The organism is Caballeronia catudaia (assembly GCF_001544755.2).
Classification (GTDB): domain Bacteria; phylum Pseudomonadota; class Gammaproteobacteria; order Burkholderiales; family Burkholderiaceae; genus Caballeronia; species Caballeronia catudaia.
Genome location: NZ_FCOF02000014.1, coordinates 96076 through 119400 on the forward strand (window position 1 = coordinate 96076; position 23325 = coordinate 119400).

At 64.3% G+C, this 23325-nt stretch carries 23 protein-coding genes; 5 read left to right on the top strand and 18 right to left on the bottom strand.

What is annotated here, in order from left to right; translation table 11 throughout:
- Positions 1 to 4: 4 nt before the first annotated feature.
- From AWB75_RS17135 to AWB75_RS17165, 7 genes are all read right to left on the bottom strand, one after another.
- Positions 5 to 1069: a tartrate dehydrogenase gene (locus AWB75_RS17135; RefSeq protein ID WP_061125286.1), complete on the bottom strand. Its 1065-nt coding sequence runs from the start codon at positions 1067 to 1069 to the stop codon at positions 5 to 7.
- A gap of 106 nt (positions 1070 to 1175) precedes the next feature.
- Complete coding sequence (locus AWB75_RS17140) at positions 1176 to 1673, bottom strand: Lrp/AsnC family transcriptional regulator (RefSeq protein WP_061125287.1); 498 nt, start codon at positions 1671 to 1673, stop codon at positions 1176 to 1178.
- 43 nt (positions 1674 to 1716) lie between these two features.
- Positions 1717 to 3126, bottom strand: coding sequence for an aspartate aminotransferase family protein (locus AWB75_RS17145; protein WP_061125288.1), 1410 nt, complete (start codon positions 3124 to 3126; stop codon positions 1717 to 1719).
- A gap of 155 nt (positions 3127 to 3281) precedes the next feature.
- Entirely contained in the window at positions 3282 to 4208 is a 927-nt protein-coding gene (locus AWB75_RS17150; RefSeq protein WP_061125289.1) for a 2-hydroxyacid dehydrogenase, read from the bottom strand.
- A gap of 4 nt (positions 4209 to 4212) precedes the next feature.
- On the bottom strand, positions 4213 to 5085 hold the full coding sequence (locus AWB75_RS17155) for a GNAT family N-acetyltransferase (protein ID WP_087086669.1): 873 nt from the start codon (positions 5083 to 5085) through the stop codon (positions 4213 to 4215).
- A 69-nt stretch (positions 5086 to 5154) separates the two neighbouring features.
- On the bottom strand, positions 5155 to 5682 hold the full coding sequence (locus tag AWB75_RS17160) for a DUF488 domain-containing protein (RefSeq protein ID WP_061125291.1): 528 nt from the start codon (positions 5680 to 5682) through the stop codon (positions 5155 to 5157).
- Positions 5679 to 6887 (bottom strand): YbfB/YjiJ family MFS transporter, encoded by a 1209-nt coding sequence (locus AWB75_RS17165; protein WP_061125357.1) that lies wholly within the window; start codon positions 6885 to 6887, stop codon positions 5679 to 5681. Before AWB75_RS17165 ends, AWB75_RS17160 begins: the two co-directional genes overlap by 4 nt.
- Positions 6888 to 6982: 95 nt before the next feature.
- Here AWB75_RS17165 and AWB75_RS17170 point away from each other — a divergent pair, with 95 nt between their 5' ends.
- The gene (locus AWB75_RS17170; RefSeq protein ID WP_061125292.1) at positions 6983 to 7855 is read left to right on the top strand and encodes a LysR substrate-binding domain-containing protein; all 873 of its coding nucleotides are present in this window, start codon (positions 6983 to 6985) and stop codon (positions 7853 to 7855) included.
- Positions 7856 to 7877: 22 nt separating this feature from the next.
- On the opposite strand, the gene AWB75_RS17175 is transcribed toward AWB75_RS17170, so the two are convergent.
- Complete coding sequence (locus tag AWB75_RS17175; RefSeq protein ID WP_235012138.1) at positions 7878 to 8540, bottom strand: TetR/AcrR family transcriptional regulator; 663 nt, start codon at positions 8538 to 8540, stop codon at positions 7878 to 7880.
- Between the two features lie 100 nt (positions 8541 to 8640).
- Here AWB75_RS17175 and AWB75_RS17180 point away from each other — a divergent pair, with 100 nt between their 5' ends.
- Positions 8641 to 10677 (top strand): NADH:flavin oxidoreductase, encoded by a 2037-nt coding sequence (locus AWB75_RS17180; RefSeq protein ID WP_061125293.1) that lies wholly within the window; start codon positions 8641 to 8643, stop codon positions 10675 to 10677.
- A gap of 164 nt (positions 10678 to 10841) precedes the next feature.
- Here AWB75_RS17180 and AWB75_RS17185 read toward each other — a convergent pair whose 3' ends face one another.
- The 7 genes from AWB75_RS17185 to AWB75_RS17215 are packed head-to-tail and all read right to left on the bottom strand — an operon-like array spanning position 10842 to position 17571.
- Positions 10842 to 11888, bottom strand: coding sequence for an ABC transporter substrate-binding protein (locus AWB75_RS17185; protein ID WP_061125294.1), 1047 nt, complete (start codon positions 11886 to 11888; stop codon positions 10842 to 10844).
- A 14-nt stretch (positions 11889 to 11902) separates the two neighbouring features.
- Entirely contained in the window at positions 11903 to 13048 is a 1146-nt protein-coding gene (locus AWB75_RS17190; protein WP_061125295.1) for an NAD(P)/FAD-dependent oxidoreductase, read from the bottom strand.
- Positions 13041 to 14456, bottom strand: coding sequence for an FAD/NAD(P)-dependent oxidoreductase (locus tag AWB75_RS17195; RefSeq protein ID WP_061125296.1), 1416 nt, complete (start codon positions 14454 to 14456; stop codon positions 13041 to 13043). The genes AWB75_RS17190 and AWB75_RS17195 overlap by 8 nt, the downstream gene beginning before the upstream one ends.
- Positions 14453 to 14761, bottom strand: coding sequence for a (2Fe-2S)-binding protein (locus tag AWB75_RS17200; protein ID WP_061125297.1), 309 nt, complete (start codon positions 14759 to 14761; stop codon positions 14453 to 14455). The genes AWB75_RS17195 and AWB75_RS17200 overlap by 4 nt, the downstream gene beginning before the upstream one ends.
- Before the next feature lie 9 nt (positions 14762 to 14770).
- Positions 14771 to 15565, bottom strand: coding sequence for an ABC transporter permease (locus AWB75_RS17205; RefSeq protein ID WP_061125298.1), 795 nt, complete (start codon positions 15563 to 15565; stop codon positions 14771 to 14773).
- 4 nt (positions 15566 to 15569) lie between these two features.
- A complete protein-coding gene (locus AWB75_RS17210) occupies positions 15570 to 16487 on the bottom strand; it encodes an ABC transporter permease (protein WP_061125299.1) in 918 nt (305 codons plus the stop codon).
- Positions 16480 to 17571, bottom strand: a complete 1092-nt coding sequence (locus AWB75_RS17215) for an ABC transporter ATP-binding protein (RefSeq protein WP_061125300.1) — start codon at positions 17569 to 17571, stop codon at positions 16480 to 16482. The genes AWB75_RS17210 and AWB75_RS17215 overlap by 8 nt, the downstream gene beginning before the upstream one ends.
- A 271-nt stretch (positions 17572 to 17842) precedes the next feature.
- On the opposite strand from AWB75_RS17215, the gene AWB75_RS17220 reads away from it, so the two are divergent.
- Entirely contained in the window at positions 17843 to 18718 is an 876-nt protein-coding gene (locus AWB75_RS17220; protein ID WP_061125359.1) for an IclR family transcriptional regulator, read from the top strand.
- 3 nt (positions 18719 to 18721) lie between these two features.
- On the opposite strand, the gene AWB75_RS17225 is transcribed toward AWB75_RS17220, so the two are convergent.
- The 3 genes from AWB75_RS17225 to AWB75_RS17235 all read right to left on the bottom strand — a co-directional run bounded on the left by AWB75_RS17225 (position 18722) and on the right by AWB75_RS17235 (position 21558).
- Positions 18722 to 19552, bottom strand: coding sequence for a tetratricopeptide repeat protein (locus AWB75_RS17225; RefSeq protein ID WP_407642148.1), 831 nt, complete (start codon positions 19550 to 19552; stop codon positions 18722 to 18724).
- Positions 19549 to 20472, bottom strand: coding sequence for a non-homologous end joining protein Ku (ku, locus tag AWB75_RS17230; protein ID WP_061125301.1), 924 nt, complete (start codon positions 20470 to 20472; stop codon positions 19549 to 19551). The genes AWB75_RS17225 and ku overlap by 4 nt, the downstream gene beginning before the upstream one ends.
- 171 nt (positions 20473 to 20643) lie before the next feature.
- Complete coding sequence (locus tag AWB75_RS17235) at positions 20644 to 21558, bottom strand: LysR substrate-binding domain-containing protein (protein ID WP_061125302.1); 915 nt, start codon at positions 21556 to 21558, stop codon at positions 20644 to 20646.
- Between the two features lie 115 nt (positions 21559 to 21673).
- On the opposite strand from AWB75_RS17235, the gene AWB75_RS17240 reads away from it, so the two are divergent.
- A complete protein-coding gene (locus AWB75_RS17240) occupies positions 21674 to 21871 on the top strand; it encodes a hypothetical protein (RefSeq protein ID WP_061125303.1) in 198 nt (65 codons plus the stop codon).
- Positions 21872 to 21886: 15 nt separating this feature from the next.
- Positions 21887 to 23194 carry an NAD(P)/FAD-dependent oxidoreductase gene (locus AWB75_RS17245; protein WP_061125304.1) on the top strand — a complete coding sequence of 436 codons (1308 nt, stop codon included), beginning with the start codon at positions 21887 to 21889 and terminating at the stop codon, positions 23192 to 23194.
- Positions 23195 to 23325 lie beyond the last annotated feature (131 nt).

Consider the following 23325-nt stretch of genomic DNA (forward strand, 5'->3'; position numbering starts at 1 on the left):
TGAATCAGGCGAGCAGGTGCGCGATGGCCGCGCCGACTTCCGCGGTGTTCGCCTTGCCGCCGAGATCGCCGGTATGCGGGCCTTCCTTCAACACTGCGGAAATAGCGGACAACATCGCGTCATGCGCTTCGCGCTCGCCGAGGAAATCGAGCATCATCGCCGCCGACCAGATCATCGCGACCGGATTGGCGATGCCCTTGCCCGCGATATCCGGCGCGGAGCCATGCACCGGCTCGAACAGCGACGGGAAGTTGCGCTCGGGATTCATGTTGGCCGAGGGCGCAATGCCGATCGTGCCCGTGCATGCGGGGCCGAGGTCCGAAAGAATGTCGCCGAAGAGATTGGTCGCGACGACCACATCGAAGCGATCCGGATTCAGCACGAAGCGCGCGCACAGAATGTCGATGTGCTGCTTGTCCCACTTGATCTCGGGATACTGTTTGGCGATTTCGGCGGCGCGCGCATCCCACCACGGCATGCTGATCGAAATGCCATTGCTCTTCGTCGCGACGGTGATCTTCTTCTCGCGCTTTTGCGCGAGATCGAACGCGAACTTCAGCACGCGTTCCGCGCCGTGGCGCGTGAAGATCGAGGTCTGCGAGACGAACTCGCGCTCGGTGCCTTCGAACGATACGCCGCCCACCGACGAATACTCGCCTTCGGTGTTCTCGCGCACGATCATGAAGTCGATGTCGCCCGCCTTGCGATTCGCGAGCGGCGAGGGCACGCCATCGAACAGGCGCGCCGGACGCAGATTGATGTATTGATCGAACTCGCGGCGGAACTTGAGCAGTGAGCCCCACAGCGAGATATGGTCCGGAACGGTATCGGGCCAGCCCACTGCGCCGAACAGAATCGCATCGGCGTCCTGCAGTTGCGCTTTCCAGTCGTCCGGCATCATCTGGCCGTGCTGCGCGTAGTAGTCGCAGCTCGCCCACTCGATATGCTTGTACTCGAGCGCGATATCGAAGCGCTTGCTGACGGCATCGAGCGCGCGCAATGCTTCGGGCATCACTTCCTTGCCGATGCCGTCGCCGGGGATCACGGCAATACGATAGGTGCTGGACATGTGCTACTCCGCGTGAAGTTATAGACGAGTTATCGACGTGAAAAAGCACGCGCGTGCAAAAAAGCGCGAGCGTGCATTCGAACAAAACAGGTTAGAGGCGGGCGCCTCAGTGATGGTTCTGCGAGAAGAGCGTTTCGAGCGGGTAATGCGTCTTCACGAACGACGTCTTGATGATGACGTAGCTGAAGTACTTCTCGATGCCGATACCGCGCTCCAGCAACCCTTCGATGATGCTTTGATAGTGACTCACGCTGCGCGTGACGAACTTGAGCAGATAGTCGTAACCGCCGCTCGCCAGATGACATTCGACGATCTCGTCGACATCCTTCACGGCATTCACGAAGTTGATGAAGTCCTCGCGGCGATGATCCGCTAGCGTGACTTCCGTAAAGACCACCTGCACGTCGCCGAGCTTTTCGAGCTGAATCTGCGCGCCATAACCTACTATATAACCCGCCTTTTCCAGCCGCTTCACGCGAATCAGGCAAGGGCTGGGCGACAGACCGACCGCATCGGCGAGCTCCACGTTGGTGATGCGCCCGCGCTTCTGCAATTGCGAGAGGATACGCAGATCGATTCGGTCCAGCTTGCTGTCGTTGCTCATCGCGGCGGGATTGGTCTCGCATGTCGGCGGTCGGTCGATGTTATCACGCAGCCGCGCGCGAACTGAAGCCCGATCCGCCCTTCAATGCGTCGCGCACCTCGCTTTGCGCGAGGACATCGTCGAGCGTTTTCGTGAGGCGCTCGAACAGCATGTCGAAGTTGGCTTCGGTATAGCAGAGCGCTGGCGCGAAGCCGAGAATGTTATCGCCGAAAGCGCGAAACACGAGGCCGTTGCCATACGCGGCGGCGGCGATGCGATCCGGCAGTTTCAGCGCTGCATCGAAGCCGCGCTTGCTGTCTTTATCGGCGACGAGTTCGAGCGCGCCGAGCAAGCCGCGATGACGCGAATCGCCGACCAGCGGATGCGCGAGCAGCGCATCGAGCCCTTGCGCGAAACGCGGCGCCTGCGCCTGGCCGTTCGCGAGCAGGCCGCCTTCGTGATAGAGCCGCATGACTTCGAGGCCGATGGCCGCGCTCACCGGATGCGCCGAGTACGTGTGGCCGTGCCCGACGGGAGCGGACGCGTCGCCGCCGTCCTTGATGCCCTGATAGACCGCATCGGACATGAGGACCGCGCCCATCGGCGCATAGCCCGCGGTCAGGCCCTTGGCGACCGTCATCAGATCCGGCTCGACGCCTTCGCCTTCGCACGCGAACAAGGGACCGGTGCGGCCGAAGCCCGTGATGACTTCATCGGCGACGAAGAGAATGTCGAGCTTGCGGCATGCTTCGCGCATCGCCTTCAACCAGCCTGCGGGCGGCACGATCACGCCGCCCGAGCCTTGAATCGGCTCGCAGAAGAAGGCCGCGACCTTGTCCGCGCCGAGTTCCGCGACCTTTGCTTCGAGCGCTTGCACCGATGCCGCGATCAGCGCGGCGTCATCGGCGTAATCGTTGCGATACGCATACGGCGACGGAATGTGATGCTGCGTCGGCAGCGGCAGATCGAAGTTGCGATGGAACGCGGGCAACGCGGTCAGCCCCGCGCCGATCGACGACGAGCCGTGATAGCCGCGTTGCAGCGCGATGAAATGCTTCTTCGACGGACGGCCGGTCGCGTTGTAGTAGTGCGTGATGAAGCGCAGCGCCGAATCGACGGCATCCGAGCCGCCGAGCGTGAAGTACACGTGTTGCAGCGATGCGGGCGCGAGTTCGGCGAGCTTCGCGGCCAGTTCGATCGCGGGCTCGGAGCCGAAGTGGAAATAGCCCGTCGCGTAGGGCAGCTTCGCCATCTGCTTCGCGGCGGCCTCGACGATGCTCGCGTGGCCATAACCCGTGTTCACGCACCACAGGCCCGAGAACGCGTCGAGCAGTTCCTTGCCTTCGATATCGCGCAGGAACACGCCATCGGCGGAATCGAGCACGGTGACGCCACGCGCCTCGTGCGCGCGATAGCTGACGACGGGGTGGATCAGATGTTTGCGGTCGGACTCGACAAGCGATTGGTTCGGCATGATGCGGCTCTCTCTCTCTTCGCGAAGGGGGCGGAATGGCTCTTGACCGTTTCATACTAGCCGCGAAGCCCTAATGCGCGCATCGCCAAAAGAATCGTCAAAGAAAGCAAATGCGCTTTTTTCGGGGCGTGCGCAGCATTTTGTGCTGCGCCCTTTCAATACCCGCGCGCACGGTCGATCGCGCCGATCAGCGGCAGGCCCGCGCGATGGCGGCGCAGGTTATCCAGCACGACGTCGACGGCGGTTTCCGGACGCGTCGCGCTCGCGATATGCGGCGTCAGGCGGACGCGCGGATGTGTCCAGAAAGCATGCTCGCGCGGCAAGGGTTCGGGATCGGTGACATCGAGAATCGCGGCATGGAGGTGGCCGCTATTCAACGCGTCGAGCAAATCCTGCTGAACGACGTGCGGGCCGCGGCCGACGTTGATGAACGATGCGCCTTTCGGCAGCTTGTCGAATACGCGCTTGTCGATGAGACCGCGCGTTGCGTCCGTGAGCGGCAACAGGCACACGAGGATATCGGTGCGGGCGAGAAAGGCATCGAACGAATCGGCGCCCGCAAAACATTCGACGCCTTCTATCTCGTGCGCAAAGCGGCTCCAGCCCGCGCAACGAAAGCCGAAGAGGTTCAGCGTCTTCAGCACGGCGGTGCCGAGCATGCCTAGGCCGAGCACGCCGACGCGCCGTGTCGATGCGGCGCGCACGGGCATTTCGCGCCACACGCCTTCGCGTTGCAGCGCGGCGTAATCGAAGAGATCGCGATGAATCGTGAGCACTGACTGCGTCACGTATTCGACCATGCCTTCGACGATGCCCGGCTCCGTCATCCGCACCACGGCGATATGCGGCGGCACGCCCGAGAGATCGAACTGATCGATGCCCGCGCCCGTCGAGAAGATCACTTCGAGATTGGGAAAGGCTTGCGTGACATCGGCGGGCGGCTCCCACGCGGCGAGATAGCGCACGGCGGCGGGATCGCCGATCTCGGGCCATAAGCGGAACGGCACGTCCGGCGCTTTTTGCGCGAAGAGCTGCGCCCACTGCCTGCCGCGTTCGAGATTGGCTTTATAGAGGATCGTCATGGGCTTAGCCGAGCGCCTGATTGATGATCGCGAATTGCGCGACGGATGCATCGCGCGATGGCGTGCCGTTGCGAGCCATCTTGATGACCGTATCGACGCGCTTCAGCCCGATACGTTCGAGCCAGTCCGCGAGACCGCTTTCGTCCGGCGTGTCGATGCGCGTGAACCTGCCTTCGTTGCGCCCGAGCCAGTGCGCGATGAGCGCTTGCGCGCGGCGCACGTGCTGTCCATCGTCCGTGAGCGATACCACCGGGCCGATCGCATGGCCGCGCCCGAATTCACGGATGAGCGCGAAGCCCAGCGCTTCGCCATCGCGTTCGAGCACGACGCCTTGCGCGACGTTCAGCAGCGAAGGGAGCAATACGCTTCTGTCGAATCCGCTCGCGCGCGAGGCGAGGGCGACGAGCGTGTCGGTGTCGCGCGGCTCGATTGTTCGAATGTGCTCGCCGCGCTGCAAGTCGATGCGCGGCACGGTGAAATCGGCGGATTGATGCTGATGTATCGCACCGATGCGCGTGAAGCCGAGCTTGGCGTACAGCGGCTCGCCGGCGGGCGTCGCGTGCAGCACGGTAATGCGTTCGCCGAGCGCTTCGAGCAGCAGTTCCATCAGCGTGCGGCCGATGCCCTTGCCCTGGCAGTCCGGCGCGACGATCACCATGCCGAGCGATCCGCCGTTCTCGCCGAACGTCCAGAAGAGCGCGGTGCCGACGACACGGTCGCCGTCCTGCGCGACGAAGCCCTCGCCGGCATCGTGGACGAAGCGCCAGTCGTCGGCGCGATGCGGCCATTTGACTTCGACCGATAACGCGTGCGCCGCGGGGATATCGTCGGCGGTGAAGGGGCGATACAGAAGAGTGGATGTTTCGGCGGGGGACACGGCATGCTCCACGTCAGAGAATGCCGCTTACTTTGACACGCACGCCATCACGCGGATAGGACGATCCTGTTATGGATAGTGAACGGCGTCGGGAGACAGGACGGACGCGCCTTGCGTCAGATGCGCTTCTTCGATGCGGTCATCGCCCATGAGATGAAACACGGTCTCGCCGCGGGCAAGCAGATAGTCCGCGACGATGCGCCTGTGACAGCGCCACCAGACCGCCTCCGAGCACATCACGGCGCAGCGTGTTGTGCGTCCCAGCTCGATCAGCCGTGCAAGGCCTTCGCGAAAGGAAGCCGATAGCGCGTAGTCCGCGTAATTGTGAAAGCTCTGGTTCTCCCAGAAGCCGTTCACATCGGGAGCGATGTCTTTCGACTTGGCGCGAAGCCCGCCGAGTTCCTTGATGCGCTCGTATCCGATCCGATGAGCTTCGAGGCTCGCGGGCAACGTATCCGCGTTGAATTGCGGATTCGTTCGGGATTTCGGCACGGTGCGGATATCGACGACCACGCCGACCGCCGCCGCCTTCAGCAACGTCGCCAGTTCTTCGATCGTGCGGGTCGAGTGGCCGACCGTATGGAAGGGAAGGTTCATGCGCGCTTTGCAGCATGCAGTGTGCCGCGCATGCCGAGCCAGGCCAGTCCCGCCGCGCCCAGCGCGAGCGCCGCCACGGCGATCCATAACGCGATGGAGAACGATCCGGTGTGCTCCGCGATCGGCGCCGCGACCAATGGTCCGACGATCTGCCCGAGGCCATAGGCCGCCGTCGCGTAACCCATCAGACCGGCGGCGGCCTCGCCGCGCAAACGGCGTGCTTCGCGCATCGCGAACAGGGTGATGGCGGTGAACGGCAAGCCGAGCAGCAGGCTGCCGAGCCCGAAGCCGGGCGCGGTCGGAAACACGATGCCAAGACAGATGCCGAGCGCCTGAATGACGTAGCACGCCGCCGACAGCAGCCGGTTGTCCCACGACAGCGGCAGCCGCGCCGCGACCAGCGCGCCCGCGATCAGCGCGAGGCCGAACGCCGGCCAGAACAGATCGGGCCACGGCGAGCCCGGCAGCGCCTGCCGCGCGATCACGGGCAGAAACGTCGCAGTGATGATGTAGCCGAATCCCGCGAGACTGTAGAGGCCGACGAGACCGATGGAATCGACGCGCGTCGAGACGGGTGCCGCGCTGTCGGCCACGCGCGCACGGCCATGCGCCGCCGGTGCCTGGCGTGCGAACGCCTTCCATACGATGATGCCCGCCACGCCCGAGCACAGCGCGAAGCCGATCCACACCGATGGCGCGGGCACGTCGAGCGCGGCGGCGACGGCGCCCAGCAGGCCGGTCGCGACGATGCCCACGCCCGGCCCCGCGTAGATCACGCCGCCTAAGCCATGCGCGTCGAGTTCCGCGAGCCGTCGCAAACCCCATTGCGATGCGAACACGAAGGCCCACGCGCTCACGACGCCCGCCGCGAAGCGGATCGCGGCCCACAGCCAGAAAAGATGGACGACGCCCATCGCGAGCGTCAGAACGATCGTCGATGCCAGCGCGAGGCGCACCATGCGCGCGTGATCGACGCGGATCGCCGCGCACGACAGCGCGCCGATCAGATAGCCAGCGTAATTCGCCGATGCGAGCCAGCCGCCGTGCCGGATATCGAGCGCGCCGCTTTTGAGCATCAGCGGCAGGAGCGGCGTGAACGCGAAGCGCCCGACGCCCAGCGCCACCGCGAGCACGACGGCGCATGCAAGCGCGGCGTTTCGCGCGTGATGAGCGGGCAGCGAGGAAGCGTGGGCTGGAGAAGCCATGAAGGAATGATAGAAGCGCAATGGAACGATCGTAGCTTGACCGCATCATCTTGAAAAATGAATAATCGAGATTCGATGCATCTTCGGAAAAGATCATGGATCTTGCAGCGCTGACGATTTTCCGGGCGGTCGTGCGCGAGAACGGCGTGACGCGCGCGGCGGCCAAGCTCAATCGTGTGCAGTCGAACGTGACGACGCGCATCCGTCAGCTAGAGGAAACGCTCGGCACGGACCTTTTCATTCGCGATGGCCGCCGTCTCGTGCTGACGCCCGCGGGCGAAACCCTGCTGCCGTACGCGGAACGTCTGCTCGCGCTCGCTGAAGAAGCGCGTCACGCGGTCAGCGAGAACCGTCCGCAGGGGCGGCTGCGTCTCGGCACGATGGAAAGCACGGCGGCGAGCCGTCTGCCGCGCGTGCTGGCGACGTATCACCAGCGCTGGCCGCAGGTGACGCTGGAACTGGCGACGGGCGTGACGCGCGCGCTCATCGAAAGCGTGCGCGCGTTCGAAGTCGACGCGGCGGTGATCGCGCGCCCGATCGAGCCGGACGCGCTGCCCGCCGAGCAGTTCGAATCCGTGCCGGTGTTCAGGGAAGAGCTGGCGTTGATCACGCCGCGCGGGCGGCATCCGGCCGCGATGGCGGACGATGCGGCCGGGCTGACGCTGGTCGCGTTCGAGCGCGGCTGCGCGTACCGCTCATACGCGATGCGCTGGTACGAGCGGCAAAAGATCAGGCCGGCGCGCGTGCTGGAGCTGGGTTCGTATCATGCGATCGTCGCGTGCGTGGCGGCGGGCGCGGGCGTCGCGGTCGCGCCGCGCTCGGTGCTCGAACTGGCGCGTCTCGGCGATGAAGTCGATCTCCATCCGATGGGCGCGCTCGGCCAGATCGACACGCTGCTGGTCTGGCGCAAGGGGCACTTTTCTGCGGCGCTCAATGCGATGCGGGATTTGCTGACGGAGGGGATTTGACGCAAGGATCGGCGTCGATCATCTACTGAAACTGGAAACTCCGCCGCGCATAAAACCTCTGCAATTCATGCTTCTTCGGCCGCACGCCGGTGAAGACTTCGACATATTCCGGAATCCGCAACATTCGGACGCCCATGTCCTCTTCGCTCTTCGTCGACACATAGCCGGCCTGCGTGAAATACGCCACGCGCGCGCGGACGTCCGCGGCGCGCGCCTCATAACCGAAGCGCGCGAACATGGCCGTGAGCGCCTCGATGCGTTGCGCATCGTCTCGCGCCATATGCTCCGCGATGTCCGGCGATTGCTGCGCCCAGCTCCGCATCGCGGCTTCGAGGCGCGAATCGAAGATCGTCTCGTCGAACCAGCAATCGAAGACGTTCAACATCGCTTCGCACACGCTGTCCGCATAGGCTTCCGTGCGTTCGATCCAGTTGCCCGTGTTCTTCTGTTTCCATCGGTCGAGCAGGGCGGAAAGCAGTTCTTCGCGATCCTTGAAGAACCAGTAGAAACTCGTTCGCGACAGGTTCAGCTTCTTCGCCAGCGGAAGGATGCGAACCGCCTCCAGGCCGCCTTCGAGCAGGCTTTCATACGCCGCCTCCAGCCACATGTCGGCTGAACCGCGCACTACGTCCAGCGTCTCGTCCATTTCGGGTTTTCCCCTCGTCAGGCAGTCGTTCGTGTTCATCCACTGTACACCATTGTTTTCCTACTTGACACATGTGTACAGTGCTTCTAATCTTGGTCCACAACGCCGCAACCTTCCCCACTCGTTCCGAAGAGGCACCATGTCCACGGACCCGCTGCTGCAGCCGTACACGCTGAAACATCTGACGTTCCGCAACCGGGTCATGACGACATCGCATGAACCGGCTTACGCCGAGGACGGCATGCCGAAGGAGCGTTACCGCGCTTACCACGTCGAGCGGGCCAAGGCCGGTATCGCGTTGACGATGACGGCAGGCTCCGCCGCGACTTCCAAGGACAGTCCGCCGGTCTTCAACAACATCCTCGCGTACAAGGATGAAGTGGTGCCGTGGATGAAGGATCTCGTCGACGAATGTCACGAGCACGGCGCGAAGGTGATGATCCAGGTGACCCATCTCGGCCGCCGCACGCGCTGGGACAAGGGCGACTGGCTGCCCGCGGTGTCGCCGTCGCACAAGCGCGAGGCGTCGCATCGCGCGTTTCCGAAGAAGATGGAGGACTGGGATATCGAGCGCATCGTCCGCGACTTCGCGGACGCGGCCGAGCGCATGAAAGCCGCCGGGCTCGACGGCCTCGAAATCGAAGCGTACGGCCATCTGAACGACCAGTTCTGGTCGCCGCTCACGAACACGCTCGAAGGCCCTTACGGCGGCTCGCTCGAGAATCGCATGCGCTTCACGTTCGATGTCCTGCGTGCGATGCGCGAGCGCGTCGGCGAGCGCTTTCTGCTCGGCATCCGCTATACCGCCGATGAAACCCTCGTGGGCGGCATCACGAAGGAAGAGGGCATCGAGATCTCGAAGCGCCTGAAGACGAGCGGGCTCGTCGATTTCCTGAACGTCGTGCGCGGGCATCTGGACACCGACGCCGGACTCACCGACGTCATCCCGATCATGGGCATGAAGAGCGCCCCCCATCTCGACTTCGCGGGCGAGATCCGGCGCGCGACGGACTTTCCCACGTTCCACGCCGCGCGCATTCAGGACGTCGCCACGGCGCGCCATGCGATCGAATCGGGCAAGATCGACATGGTCGGCATGACGCGCGCGCACATGACCGATCCGCATATCGTGCGCAAAATCATCGAGCGCCGGGAGGACGATATCCGTCCGTGCGTCGGCGCGAACTATTGCCTCGATCGCATTTATCAGGGCGGCATGGCGCTGTGCATCCATAACGCCGCGACGGGCCGCGAGCTCGAAATGCCGCAGACGATCCAGCCCGCGGCGATCAAGCGCAGGATCGTCATCGTGGGCGCGGGGCCCGCGGGTCTCGAAGCCGCGCGCGTGGCGGGCGAGCGCGGCCATGAGGTCGTCGTGCTCGAAGCGATGAACGATCCCGGCGGCCAGATTCGTCTCACCGCGTTGAACCCGCGCCGCAAGGAGATGATCGGCATCGTCGAATGGCGCATGGCGCAGTGCGAGAAGCTCGGCGTGCGCTTCAAGTTCAATACGTGGGCGGACGCCGATACGGTGCTCGCGGAGAATCCCGAGGTGGTGATCGTCGCGACCGGCGGCATGCCGCATACGGAGGTGTGCACGGAAGGCAACGAGCTCGTCGTCTCTTCATGGGACATCATTTCCGGCGACGTGAAACCCGGCGCCAATGCGCTGATCTTCGACGATGCCGGCGATCACGCCGCGCTGCAGGCCGCCGAAACCATCGCGCAGGCGGGCGGCCAGGTCGAGGTGATGACGCCCGACCGCACCTTCTCGCCCGAAGTGATGAGCATGAATCTCGTGCCTTACATGCGCTCGCTGCAAAAGCTCGCGACGACGTTCACGGTGACGTTCCGGCTCGAATCTGTGCGGCGCGAAGGCAAGGATCTCGTCGCGACGATCGGCAGCGACTACGGCGGCGTGACGAAGGAGCAGCGCTACGATCAGATCGTCGTCAATCACGGCACGATTCCGATGGACGAGCTGTACTTCGAGCTCAAGCCGCTCTCGAAGAACCTGGGCGCGGTGAATTACGACGAGCTCATCGACGGCAAGCCGCAGACGCCGCAAACGAATCCTGACGGACGCTTCCAGCTTTTCCGTATCGGCGATGCGGTGTCCGCGCGCAACACGCACGCCGCGATCTATGACGCGCTGCGTCTTGTGAAGGATCTGTGAGCCGGGCGCGGCATGCGATTCAGCCCCGACCAGGCGCATGAGCTCGCGCGCCGTGCCGCTATTCGGGCAGGCGCGCGTGAGGACGTCGCGGATTCGCTCATCTGATCGACTAACTGCACGCCTTCGCCCCGCCGCTCGAAAACGGCGCGCCGCTTATTACCCGATCACTTCTCGATCTGCTGATTCCAGCGCTTGTCCCATTGCGCGCGATCCGCGTTGATCGTGTCCCAGTCCACGACGGTCACTTTCTTCACGAGCGCATTGAGGTCGCCGAGATTCTTCTCCATCTCGGGCGTCATCTTCGCCTGCGAGTTGGTGGGAATCTGCTTGCCCGCTTCGGCCGCCTTCGTCTGCGCGGGCGCGGACAGCAGGAATTGCGCGAGCTTCTGCGCGAGCGCCGGATCGGGATTGTTCTTCACCACGCACAGATCCACGAGCAAGAGCACCGCGCCTTCCTTCGGCGCGACATACGCGACCGGCAAGCCTTTGTCCTTCAGATCGCCGACGGCGGTCGGCGTGAGCGGGAAGAGGCCGGCTTCGCCTGTCGTGATCATCTCCGAGAGCTTGGCCGAGTTCGGAATGTATTCGACGACATTCGGGCCGACCGTCGTCGCCCATTTGCTGAAGCCCGGCTCGACGTTCTTCTCGCTTCCGCCGAGCAGACGATTGATCGCGAGGAATCCGTGCAGGCCGAACGTGCTGCTCGATGCCGACTGGAACACGACCTTGCCCTTGTACTTCGGATCGGCGAAGTCCATCCACGAGGTCGGCGGCGCCCAGCCTTTTTCCTTGAAGAGCTTCGTGTTATAGCCGATGCCCGTCATGCCGAGCTGCACGCCCGCGCCCATGTCGTCCTTCAGGCGTGCGAACGGATAAAGTTCCTTGAGCACGGGCGCATCGTCGAGCTTCTGGCACACGCCCATGCTGACGGCGCGAGCCATCACGCCGTCATCGAGAAACGCGACGTGAATCTGCGGGCTGTTGCGGTTCGCGAGCAGTTTGGCGAGCACATCGGACGACGTGCCCGGCACCACGACCACCTTCACGTTGTTGGCCTTCTCGAAGTCGGGCAGGACGCCGCTCGTATAGGCCTTTTCCATCGGCCCGCCGTTCATGCCGATGTAGATGGTTTTGCTTTGCGACCACGCGGACGACGTGACGCCGAGTGCGACGAGCGCAGCAAGCGAAGCGAGTGTGCGGGACAGCTTCATTGTGATTGTCCTTGTTATGGCAGTTGAGTGGCGGAAAGAGGCATGCGGCTGAACCGCGCGATCGAAAACGCTTCGATCGGCGTGGCGGTTTCGCCTTGCGTGACGAGATCGGCGAGCACTTCGCCGACGCCGGGCGCGAGCAGAAAGCCGCCGCCCGAAAAACCGAATGCGTGCAGAAGACGCGGCGTCGTGTGGCTCAAGCCGATCACGGGATTGCTGTCGGGCGTCTCGCCTTCGACGCCGCTCCAAGTGCGGATGAGCAGTGCATCGCGCAAGGCGGGCAGGAGCGCGCACGCATCGCGCATGACGGCGCGCGTCGTGGCTGTCGATGGCTGCGCGTACTCGCCGTCGCCGTGTCCGCGCCCGCCGCCGATCACGCAATTGCCGCGCTCGACTTGCCGCGCATAGATGCCGCCGCCCACCACGCCGAGACTATGGCCGATGAAAAGCGGCAGCGGCTCGGTCACCCACATGTTCGGATAGATGGCCTTCATCGGCACGCTTTCGCCGAAGCTGCCCGCGATGCGGTTCGCCCACGCGCCCGCGCTGTTGATGAGCCAGTCCGAACTGATGCGCTCGTCGCCCGCGCGCATCTGAAAACGCGTGCCGTCGAAGACGATATCGGTCAGCTCGGTTTGCTCGCGCACGTCGGCGCCCGCGCGGCGCGCTGCATGCGCGAAGCCCGGCGACACGAGACGCGGATTCGCGTGACCATCGGACGGGCAGAGCGAGCCGCCGATCGCCGCGGGGCCGATCCACGGATAGCGCCTGCGGAATTCCGCGCCGCGCATGACCTGCGATTGCACGCCGTGTTCGCGCGCCATCGCGGACCATTGATCGAGCACATCGAGATCGGCTTCGCGCCGCGCGAGCCGCAGATGACCCGATACGACGAATTCGCCATCGATGCCGATCAGCTCCGGCAATCGCGCATACACGCGCCGCGCGCGCGCCGCGAGCGGCAGTTGCTCCGCGCTGCGTCCCTGCGTGCGCACGCCGCCATAGTTGACGCCGCTCGCCTGCGCGCCGCAGAAACGCCGTTCGACGAGCGCGACGCGCAGGCCTTTCGTCGCGAGCGCGAGCGCCGCCGACGAGCCGACGAGCCCGCCGCCCGCGATGACGACATCGTAATGAGTCACCCCCGGACGCGCGTCACTCATCGTGGGCTTCCTCGGGCTGCACTTGCACGCCGTCGTCGTAGAGCATCGGCGTGATCGGAATCGGTTTGATGGGCGCCTGACTGCGCAAGCGGCCGACAGCGGCAGGCGGCTTGCCGGTTTCGGCGCACAGCAGCGCGATCGCGGATTCGCCGCACATGCGGCCCTGACAGCGGCCCATGCCGATGCGCGTGAGCGCTTTGAGCCGATTGACCTCCGTGGCCAGTCCGCTGCGGATGCACGCGCGCATCGTGCCCGCGGTGACTTCCTCGCAGCGGCAGACGACGAGATCGTCCGGCCAGCTTTGCGCGGTGTTGTCGGGCGGCGCGAACGCGTGCTCGATGCCCGCGCGAAAGGCCGCGATGCGCGCGAGTTCGTGTTCGAGTCTGGCTGCGTGATGTCGATTCGATGCGATGCCCAAGTCTTCGAGCAGCGCGAGCGCGGCGCGCCGTCCCGCGAGCTCGGCCGCGTCCGCGCCGGCGATGCCCGCGCCATCGCCCGCGAGGTAGACGTTGCGCACGGAGCTGCGGCCGGCCGCATCGCGCTCGGGTATCCAGCAGCGGTTCAGCGCGTCGAAATGAAAATTGCAACCGGCGAGATCGGCGAGCTGCGTTTCGGGCCTGAGGCCGAAGCCCATGCCGACGGCATCGCAATCGAGCGCGCGTGCATCGCCGCGCTGCGTGCGCCAGCGAATGCCGCTCACGGCATCGTCGCCATCGATGCGATCGAGCGTCACCCCGCGTTCGATCCGCACGCCGCGCGCGTGCAGCCATGCGACGTAATACAGGCCTTTCGCGAAGGTCGAAGGCTGATTCAGCATGCGCGGCGCGGCTGCGGCCTGACGCGCGAGCGGGCTTGTATCGAGCACGGCCGCGACCTGCGCGCCCGCCTTCACGTATTGATACGCGACGAGATACAGCAATGGGCCGGTGCCCGCGAGCACGACGCGCGAGCCGATCGCGCAGCCTTGCGCCTTCAGCGCGACCTGCGCGCCGCCGAGCGTGTAGACGCCCGCGCGCGTCCAGCCGGGCAGCGGCACGATGCGATCGGTCGCGCCGCTCGCGATGATCAGATGCGTGAACGGCACGCTGGCTTCGCGGCCCGCGTGCAGCGTGTCGAGACGGTTTGGCTCGCAGGACCAGGCGAGCGTGTCGGGGCGATAGTCGATCTGCGGCAGCAGCTTCGCCATCGTGTCGTGCACGGCTTCGGCTTTCTTCGCTTCGAAGCCGTAGAGCGTCGATTTGCTGCGATCGAATCCGGCATCGGCGGGCGGCTGCCGATAGATCTGCCCGCCCCAGCGCGCGTTTTCATCGATCACGACAGGACGCACGCCCGCCGCGGCGAGCGTCTCGGCCGCGCGAACGCCCGCTGGCCCCGCGCCGACGATCACCACACGATGCGCGCCGTTCATCGCGCGTCCTCCGTGACGACGCGCATGTTCGCTTCGATGCGCGTCGAGCATGCGCGCATGCGCTTGCCGCTTTCATCGCGCACCCAGCAATCCTGACACGCGCCGATCAGACAGAATCCCGCGCGCGGCTGGCCGCTGAATTCGCTATGACGCACGTGACGCTGCTGCATGAGAATCGCGGTGAGCAGCGTATCGCCCGCGAGCGCTTCCGCCGGAACGCCGTCGAGAACGAAGGGAATGCGCGCGCGTTTCTTGTCGGCGAGACGGACGAACTGCGGCGCGGATTTGACCGTAACGGTGCTCATGATGTGATGTCAGTGCTGGCCGATCAGAATGCGGTTGAGCCCATACACGCGATCGAGGATCAGCATCGCGCCCGCGGTGATGAAGATCACGAGCGCGGAGACGGAGGCCATCATCGGATCGATGGATTCGGTCGCGTACATGTACATGCGAACGGGCAGCGTGACCGTTTGCGGCGATGTGACGAAGACCGACATCGTTAGTTCATCGAAACTGTTGATGAACGCGAGCAGCCAGCCGCCGGTGATGCCGGGCAGGATCATCGGCAAGGTGACGCGGCGAAACGTGGTCCACGCGCTCGCGCCCAGCGACGCCGCCGCGTGCTCGATGCTGCGGTCCATGCCGCTCACCGACGCGAGCACGAGCCGCATCACGAACGGCGTGATGATGACCATGTGCGCGAGGACGAGCCACGCGAACGAGCCGGTCGCGCCGATCATCGCGAAGAAGCGCAGCATCGCGATGCCGAGCACGAGGCCGGGAATCACGAGCGGCGAAAGCAAGAGCGCGTTGAGGAAGCCGCGTCCGGGAAAGCGCGCGCGGCCGATCGCGAGTCCCGCCGGCAACGCAATGACGAGCGATAAAGTCGCCGATGCGAACGCGAGCTTCACGCTGTTGAAGAACGCCGAGATGAAGTCGGGATAATTGAGAATCGCGCGGAACCAGCGCAGCGAGAGGCCGCGCGTGGGCAGCGTGAGCGTTTCCTCCGGCGTGAATGCGACGAGCACGACAATGACGAGCGGCGCCAGCACGAACAGAATCACGATCGTGTGGAACGCCAGCGCGAGGGGACCGTTCTTGCGCATTTTGCTAACCCATGCTGCGCGCATAGCGACGCTCTAGCACGCGGTAGTAAGTGAGCATCACCACGAGATTCGCGATGAGCAGCAAGAGCGCGATGGTCGCGCCGAGTGGCCAGTTCATCGAACCGAGGAACTGATCGTAGACAGTCGTGGCCGCGACCTTGAGACGCCGGCCACCGAGCAGCCCGGGAATCGCGAAGGCGCTCGCCGAAAGACCGAACACCATCAGGCTGCCCGACAGAATGCCCGGCACGAGTTGCGGCAGCACGATGCGCCACAGCGTGACGGCGGGCGACGCCATCAGCGAGAGCGCGGCGTTTTCCGTCTGCGGGTCGATACGCTGCAACGCGGTCCAGACGGGAATCACCATGAACGGCAGCATGACATGCACGAGCGCGATGACGATGGCGAAGTTCGTATACAGCAGCTTGTACGGACCCATGCCGAACGCGCCGAACATTTGATTCACGAGGCCGTTCACGTTGAGCAGCATGCTCCAGCCGAACGCGCGCACGACCACCGAGACGAGCAGCGGCGCGAGGATCACGAGCAGAAAGACGGAGCGCCACGGATCGCCCATGCGCGAAAGGATGTACGCCTCGGGCGTGCCGATCACGACGCATAGCAACGTCACCAGCGCGGCGATGCCGAATGTGCGCAGAAAGATCGTGTGGAAGTATTCCGAGCCGAGCACTTCGGCATAGTTATGCAGATCGAAGGCGGCGACCGGTCCCATCGACGGATCGAAACGATAGAACGTCAGCGCAAGCGTCATCGCGAGCGGCACGATCACGAGCACGGAGAAGAGCAGCAGCGCGGGCGCGCTCATCATCCACAGGGGCAGATAAGCGTACCACGGCGCGCGGCGCGTGCCGTTCGATTGCGCCGCCGCGGCGGGTTCGGACGAGCGCAGCGTGCTATCCACGGGCGGCCTCCTGCTGGATAAAGCGGAGCGATTCCGTGTTCCAGTCGATGCCCACTTGCGCGCCTTCTTCGAGCGGCTCGTCGCCGTGATTCTGGCAGCACACGAGCATTTCTCCCGCGCGGCTGTCGAGGCGATAAAGCCACTGGCTGCCGAGGAAGAAGCGGCTCGTCACGCGGCCCGGCAGACGTCCGCTGCCTGCCGCGCCGAGCCTCAGCTTCTCGGGACGGATGCAGACGGTGACCGCATCGCCGACGCCGATCGCGCGCTCGCGCTCCGGCAGTTGCGCGGTCGAGCCGGTTTCCGCGAGATCGTGGCCCAGGTCGATGCGAATGGCGTCGCCGTCGCGCGCGACGATCGTGCCGTGCAGCATGTTCGCCTTGCCGATGAACTGCGACACGAAGCTCGTCTCGGGCCGTTCATAGGCGCGATAGGGCGTATCGACCTGCGTGATGCGGCCCGCTTCCATCACGACGACGCGATCGCTGATCGACAGCGCTTCGGATTGATCGTGCGTGACCATGATCGTCGTCGTGCCGATCTTGCGCTGAATGCCGCGCAATTCGAACTGCATGTCTTCGCGCAGCTTGGCGTCGAGGTTCGACATCGGCTCGTCGAGCAGAAGCACGGGCGGCGCGATGACGATGGCCCGCGCGAGCGCCACGCGCTGACGCTGGCCGCCCGACAGCTCGCGCGGAAAGCGCTGCGCGAACTTGTCGAGCCGCACGAGGGACAGCGCTTCGTTCACGCGGTCCTTGCGTTCGCGCTTGTCGATGCCGCGCATCTCCAGACCGAAGCTCACGTTCTGCTCCACGCTCATGTGCGGAAAGAGCGCATAGCTTTGAAACACGATGCCGAGGCCGCGCCGGTTCGGCCGCATATGCGTGATGTCGCGGCCATCGAGCGTGATGCGGCCGTGCGTCGCCTCGATGAAGCCCGCGATCATCTGCAAGGTCGTCGTCTTGCCGCAGCCCGACGGTCCGAGCAGCGACACGAATTCGCCTTTCTCGACCGACAGATTCACGTCGGCGACGGCGTGCAGATCGCCGAACGATTTCGACAGATCCGTCAATGTGAGAAACGACATGGCTGCCCCTTTGGACGCGTCGCGCGCCGCTTTCGATGTAGGGACTTTAGCCAGCCATATTTCATGGCGTCAATTTCAATTCCATTGAACGATTAAAAGCTGTCGTTGCATTCCGTTCGACGGAATCGAAAATCTGAAAGTCAGATTTTAATTTCATTGAATGGGATATGGGTTATCCCTTACATTGCGCGGCGCCGCCGAATCGGGTCGAATAGCGGCATGCGCGAAGGCCACCGCAGCCATTCCGTTGAATGAAATGAGCGAGGCGAGAATGAAGGCATCTGACGAAGCAAACGGAACGTCCGCGCCGGATGCGCCCGGCGCCGGCATGCTGCAACGCGCATTCGCCGTGATACGCGCGCTCGGCGACGACCAGGCGGAAGGCAGCCGCGTGACCGCGCTGGCGAAGTCGGTCGGTCTCACGCAGGCGACGGTGCATCGGATTCTGCATGCGCTGATCGCGGAAGGCGTCGTCGAGCAGGATGAAGGCAGCAAGCGTTATCGGCTGAGTGTCGATTTCTTTTCGCTGGCGGCGCAGGCGGGCAACCCGAGCCGGATGCGCGCGCTGTGCCGGCCCGCGCTGCTGCGCCTGTGCGCGAGCCTCGGCGAGACCATCTTTCTGCTGGTGAAAAGCAGCTTCGATGCGGTCTGCCTCGACATGTGCGAAGGCCCGTTCCCCATTCGCTCGTTCACCGGCGATGTGGGCGGGCGCGTCGCGCTGGGCGTGGGACAGGGCAGTCTCGCCATTCTCGCGTTTCAGCCGGAATCGGAGCGTGAAGAGATCATTCGCTTCAACGTGCCGCGGCTGCATAACTATGGCGTGTTCGACGAAGTTTATCTGCGCACCGAGATCGAGCGTGTGCGCGCGCAAGGTTATGCGGGGCGCAACAGCGGATTGATCGATGGCATGGCGGGCGTCGCGGTGCCGATTCTCGATCGCGCGGGGCATGCGGTCGGCGCGTTGAGCGTCGGCACGTTATCGACGCGTCTCGGCGAAGACCGCTTGCCGATGGTCGTCGAATTGCTGAAACGTCAGGCGGCGGCGCTCGGTCCGCAAATCAATCCGTTCGATGTGGCCGTGCGCCGTCCCGTGCATGGCCTGACGCGTGCAATGGCGACGAAGCCGTTATCAGGCGCGTCGCAGTGACGCTCAACTGCTCAGCTTGCGATAAGCATTCAGATGACGGATGAGGCCTTGCCGGTCTCCGCGCCTGTCGAGGAGGATCGCAAGGTTATGATGCGCGTCCGCATAATCCGGATCGGCTTCGAGACATCGCCGATAACTTTGCACCGCTTCGTCGATCTGACCGATGCCTTCGAGCGCGACAGCCCGATTGAAGTGCAGCACGGCATCGGTCGGAAAGTGCATGAGCGCTTTGTCGAAAACCGCCAGCGCGTCGCCGCAACGGTGCTCCTCTTCGCATAGCAATGCGCCGAGATCGACATAAGCGCCGTAGTGCGGCTCGGGCGACAGCTCGATTGCGCGTCGATACGCACGCTCCGCGCCTCGCGCGTCGGTCTTCATGAGTTGTCCGCCAAGTTCATACCATTCGCCGGCCTGCGTCGCCGCCGCTTCCTTGCGTTCCGGCGTCGCATCGAGCAGCACGACGTTGCCCTTCACCTCGGCGACTTCGAAATCGAGCAGCAGTTGACCCGTCACGGCGTCCCATTGCGACGGTCCGGTCTTCACCACGACGGAGCCGCCCTCGGCCGTCACGCGCAAGCCCGAGAGCGGTAGCTCGTCAGGCAGATCCGACTTCAATCTTGCAAGCGCCTGGCTGATCTTGCGCGGCGGAACATCGGCGGCGCGAAGGCGCAAGGCCGTGCGCAACAGGACGACATCCTGAAACGAGAAGCGCAGCTCTTTGCGCGGCCCGCGTTCGGGCGTGACGAAGCCCGCATCGATCAGGCCGGTGACGACCCGGCGCGTCACGCCCAGCATCGACACGAGCTTCGCCAGCGGTAGATCGTGAGCGATCACTTGCGGGCGCGCGTCCTGGCCGGCGCTTCGGCCGCCACTTTCTGCGCCCGCGCGGCGGGCTTTCTGACCTTCGGCACCTCGACGGCTTCCTCGGCTTCCACCGCCGTCTTGCGCCTGGCGGGCGACGCGGCCTTCGGCTTCGCGCTGGTCTTGGCGAGACTCGCGCGCAACGCATCCATCAGGTCGATGACTTCGCCGCCCGCAGCCGGTTCTTCGGCTTCCGGTGAGATGATTTCCTTGCCCTCGATCTTCCGGTCGATGGCGGCGAGGACGCGCTTCTTTTCCTCGTCTTCGTAGGCGGCTGCGTCGTAGGCGTCTTCGGCGCCCTGCTCGATGATCTGAAGCGCGAGCTTCAGTTCCGCGTCCGACACCGTCACGCGCTCGATGTTCAGATCCTTGAGGGAACGCACTTCGTCGGCGAAAAGAAGCTGCTGAAAGACCATGCCGTCATCGGCGGGGCGCACCTGGACGACGCGCGTCTTGCCTTTATAGGACCACTTGGCCAGCGCGCACCGTCCGCTTTGCGCGAGCGCTTGCTGAAGCAGGCTATACGGTTTGCCGCCGCGCTTGTCGGGCGCGATGAAATAGGCCTTGTCATAGAAGATCGGATCGACGGATTTCTCGGGCACGAACGAGACGATTTCGACGACATGACTCGCGCCTTCTTCGAGCGCCTTCAGCTCGTCGCCGGTGAAGACGACATAGCGGCCCTTCTCGAACTCGTAGCCCTTCTTCATGGCGGACCGTTCGACGAGCTCGCCCGTCGCGTCGGATACGTATTGCTGTTTGACTCGCGAGCCATCGGGCGCGAGCAGATTGAAGCGGACGTCCGATGCGCTCTCGGTCGCCGAATAAAGCTTGACGGGTATCGAGACGAGTCCGAACGAGAGTGACAAAGACGCAATCGAGCGTGCCGGCATGGGCTCCTCCTCGGTAAGCATTCGGCGAACCACCGCACAGAGTACCACCGGTCGGGCGGCTGGGTTCGCCGCCGCGCTTCAGTCGAAGTCCACGTCGGCGCCGCGCCGCAATTCATCCAGCCGTCGCGAGCCGTCGCGTGAATGATGGGTTTTCCGATGACATGGCGCTCACTAATCGGACCGTCGTTCGGTTTCGACATACGACTGCGCGGCCGTCAGCAGCCAGTGCTCGAAGGTCCGCAGCAACGGCGAGTTCTGCTTGCGTTCGGGGTAGACGAGGTAATACCCCTTGTCGCTGGGCAGGGACAGTTCGAAAGGCCGCACGAGTTCGCGCGTCTGCAGTTCGTGCGCGACGAGAAAGCGCGGCACGAGTGCGATGCCGAGGCCGGCCTTCGCTGCTTCGACGAGCATCGAAAAGAGTTCGTATCGCTGGCCCTTCATGCTGTCGACGTCATGCGCGGCTGCCTGTGCGAGCCACTGCCGCCATGCGTCGGGACGCGCGGACTGATGCAGCAGCGTGAAGCCGGCGACATCGCGAGGCGCGAGCTTCTTCCGCCCGGCGAGCAGGCGCGGACTGCATACGGCCGTGATTTCCTCGCCGAACAGATACTTGGTCACCGAACCGGGCCAGACCGGATCGCCGAAATGAATGGCCGCATCGAAAGGCGTGTCCTTGAAGAGAAACGGCGCCGCCCGCGTGGTCAGATTGACGACGATGTCTTCGTGCTGCGCGTAGAACTCCGGGAGGCGTGGGATGAGCCAGCGCGTGGCGAATGTCGGGATGACCGCGAGTTCCAGAATGCCGCCCGCGTTGCGGTGCGCCATCGCGGCGAGCGTGTCGCGTTCGAGCCGTTCGAGATTTTCACGGACCCGCTTCGCATAGATCTCGCCGGCTTCGGTCAGGCTGATTCGCCGTTTGTGCCGGTTGAAAAGCGGCGTGCCCAGATATTCCTCGAGGCTCGCGACCTGACGGCCCACCGCACTCTGCGTCAGCGACAGTTCTTCGGAGGTGCGCGTGAAGCTCAGGTGCCGGGCTGCGGCCTCGAACGCGATCAGGGCGTCGATGCTCGGTATTTTGCGTCTCACACATCCTTCCTGTTACGCACAACGTTGAGTGTTTATATCGTTTGCCGGCCATTAATGGTGCCATGAGAATCGTTGCAACGGCATTTACTTCCTAACGAACGTTCTCATTCGAACCATGAACCCTTTCATCGACGAAGCCGCACTCTCCTTTCAAGCGTTGTCTCAGGGCAATCTCTCCACGTCGAAGCGTTCCGTCGATAAAGTGCGCGGCTCGTCGTATTCGAAGCTGCTGGAAGGGCCGGTCTCGGTCATGGCCGGCAACGTTCCGGAACGCGCGGACGCCATTTCGGCGGCCATTCTGGGCTACAACTGAGCGGGAGGGCTGCCGATGCATCGCATCGTCATCGTGGGAGGAGGCGCCGGCGGGCTCGAACTGGCGACGCGCCTCGGCAACAAGCTCGGCAAGGCGGGACGAGCGCACGTGACGCTGGTCGACCGTTGCGCCGTGCATGTGTGGAAGCCGCTTTTGCACGAAGTGGCTGCCGGCAGCCTCGATACGCACGCGCACGAAATCGCCTATGCAGCCCACTCGCACTGGAACGGCTTCGCGTTCGTGCATGGCGAGATGACCGGCCTCGACCGCGAAAGCCGCCGCGTGAAGATCGGTCCGACGTTCGAATCCGAGGACCGTGACGCCGAAGTGCTGCCGTCTCGCGACCTCGAATACGACACGCTGGTGCTCGCCCTTGGCAGCCGCACGCATTTCTTCGGTGTGCCGGGCGCGGAAGAGCACGCCATCGCGCTCGATACGCTCGAACAGGCGGAGCATCTGCGCAAGCGTCTGCTTCGGGTCTGCCTGAGAAAGCACGCGCAAGGCACGGGCGAAGCGGACGAGGCGGTGGATATCGCCATCATCGGCGGCGGCGCGACGGGTGTCGAGCTCGCTGCGGAGTTGCGGCGCATGGAACACACGTTGAAGCAGTTCAGGCTGCTTTCCGGAAGCCCGCGTTCCGCGATGCGCATCACGCTGCTCGAACGCGGCGACCGTGTGTTGCCCGCGCTTCCCCGGCGCGTGTCCGATACGACGCGTGCGATCCTCGAGAAGATGAGCATTTCGGTACGCGTGTCGACGTCGGTGACGAGCGTGCGGCCAGATAGCGTCGAAGTGGCGGGCGGGGCAGCGATTGCCGCCGACATCACGATATGGGCAGCGGGCATCAAGGCGCCGGCCGTGCTTGCATCGCTCGAAGGTCTTACGGTGAATCACGTCAATCAAGTCAAGGTCACGCGTTCGTTGCAGAGCGAAACGGATGGGAACATCTTCGCGCTGGGCGATTGCGCGAGCTGTGCGTGGACCGCCGATGTGCTGGTTCCGCCGCGTGCTCAGGCCGCGCATCAGCAAGCGATGTTCTTGTGCAAGGCGCTGAGCGCGCGCATCGAAGGCCGGGCCGTCGGCGCGTTCACGTACAAGGACCACGGCTCGCTGGTTTCGCTGGGCTCACCGACGGCGGTGGGCAGTGTGGCCGGCATCACCAGCACGGGAAAGTTCTTCGTCGAAGGTTTCGTGGCGAAGCTGATGTATGCGGCGCTCTATCGAAAGCATCTGATGGCCGTGTCGGGCTTGCGTCGAACGGTCTTCGGCATCGCCGCGCATGGTCTCGGGAGACTGCTGGCTCCGCGGGTCAAGCTGCACTGAGTTGCGTTGGGTTTGCGAAGCTAGCGTTTCATATTACCTTCGTCAAGGCGGCAACAATCCGTATATGCCGCCCTATGCCTGGGACCGTGACGCTCGGCATAATGTCGGCTATTAATTAAGGGTTGCAATTC

Coding starts and splice junctions, on each gene's coding strand:
- AWB75_RS17135 (WP_061125286.1), bottom strand. CDS start 1,069: ATGTCCAGCACCTATCGTATTGCCGTGATCCCCGGCGACGGCATCGGC.
- AWB75_RS17140 (WP_061125287.1), bottom strand. CDS start 1,673: ATGAGCAACGACAGCAAGCTGGACCGAATCGATCTGCGTATCCTCTCG.
- AWB75_RS17145 (WP_061125288.1), bottom strand. CDS start 3,126: ATGCCGAACCAATCGCTTGTCGAGTCCGACCGCAAACATCTGATCCAC.
- AWB75_RS17150 (WP_061125289.1), bottom strand. CDS start 4,208: ATGACGATCCTCTATAAAGCCAATCTCGAACGCGGCAGGCAGTGGGCG.
- AWB75_RS17160 (WP_061125291.1), bottom strand. CDS start 5,682: ATGAACCTTCCCTTCCATACGGTCGGCCACTCGACCCGCACGATCGAA.
- AWB75_RS17165 (WP_061125357.1), bottom strand. CDS start 6,887: ATGGCTTCTCCAGCCCACGCTTCCTCGCTGCCCGCTCATCACGCGCGA.
- AWB75_RS17170 (WP_061125292.1), top strand. CDS start 6,983: ATGGATCTTGCAGCGCTGACGATTTTCCGGGCGGTCGTGCGCGAGAAC.
- AWB75_RS17175 (WP_235012138.1), bottom strand. CDS start 8,540: ATGAACACGAACGACTGCCTGACGAGGGGAAAACCCGAAATGGACGAG.
- AWB75_RS17180 (WP_061125293.1), top strand. CDS start 8,641: ATGTCCACGGACCCGCTGCTGCAGCCGTACACGCTGAAACATCTGACG.
- AWB75_RS17185 (WP_061125294.1), bottom strand. CDS start 11,888: ATGAAGCTGTCCCGCACACTCGCTTCGCTTGCTGCGCTCGTCGCACTC.
- AWB75_RS17190 (WP_061125295.1), bottom strand. CDS start 13,048: ATGAGTGACGCGCGTCCGGGGGTGACTCATTACGATGTCGTCATCGCG.
- AWB75_RS17195 (WP_061125296.1), bottom strand. CDS start 14,456: ATGAACGGCGCGCATCGTGTGGTGATCGTCGGCGCGGGGCCAGCGGGC.
- AWB75_RS17200 (WP_061125297.1), bottom strand. CDS start 14,761: ATGAGCACCGTTACGGTCAAATCCGCGCCGCAGTTCGTCCGTCTCGCC.
- AWB75_RS17205 (WP_061125298.1), bottom strand. CDS start 15,565: ATGCGCAAGAACGGTCCCCTCGCGCTGGCGTTCCACACGATCGTGATT.
- AWB75_RS17215 (WP_061125300.1), bottom strand. CDS start 17,571: ATGTCGTTTCTCACATTGACGGATCTGTCGAAATCGTTCGGCGATCTG.
- AWB75_RS17220 (WP_061125359.1), top strand. CDS start 17,843: ATGAAGGCATCTGACGAAGCAAACGGAACGTCCGCGCCGGATGCGCCC.
- ku (WP_061125301.1), bottom strand. CDS start 20,472: ATGCCGGCACGCTCGATTGCGTCTTTGTCACTCTCGTTCGGACTCGTC.
- AWB75_RS17240 (WP_061125303.1), top strand. CDS start 21,674: ATGAACCCTTTCATCGACGAAGCCGCACTCTCCTTTCAAGCGTTGTCT.
- AWB75_RS17245 (WP_061125304.1), top strand. CDS start 21,887: ATGCATCGCATCGTCATCGTGGGAGGAGGCGCCGGCGGGCTCGAACTG.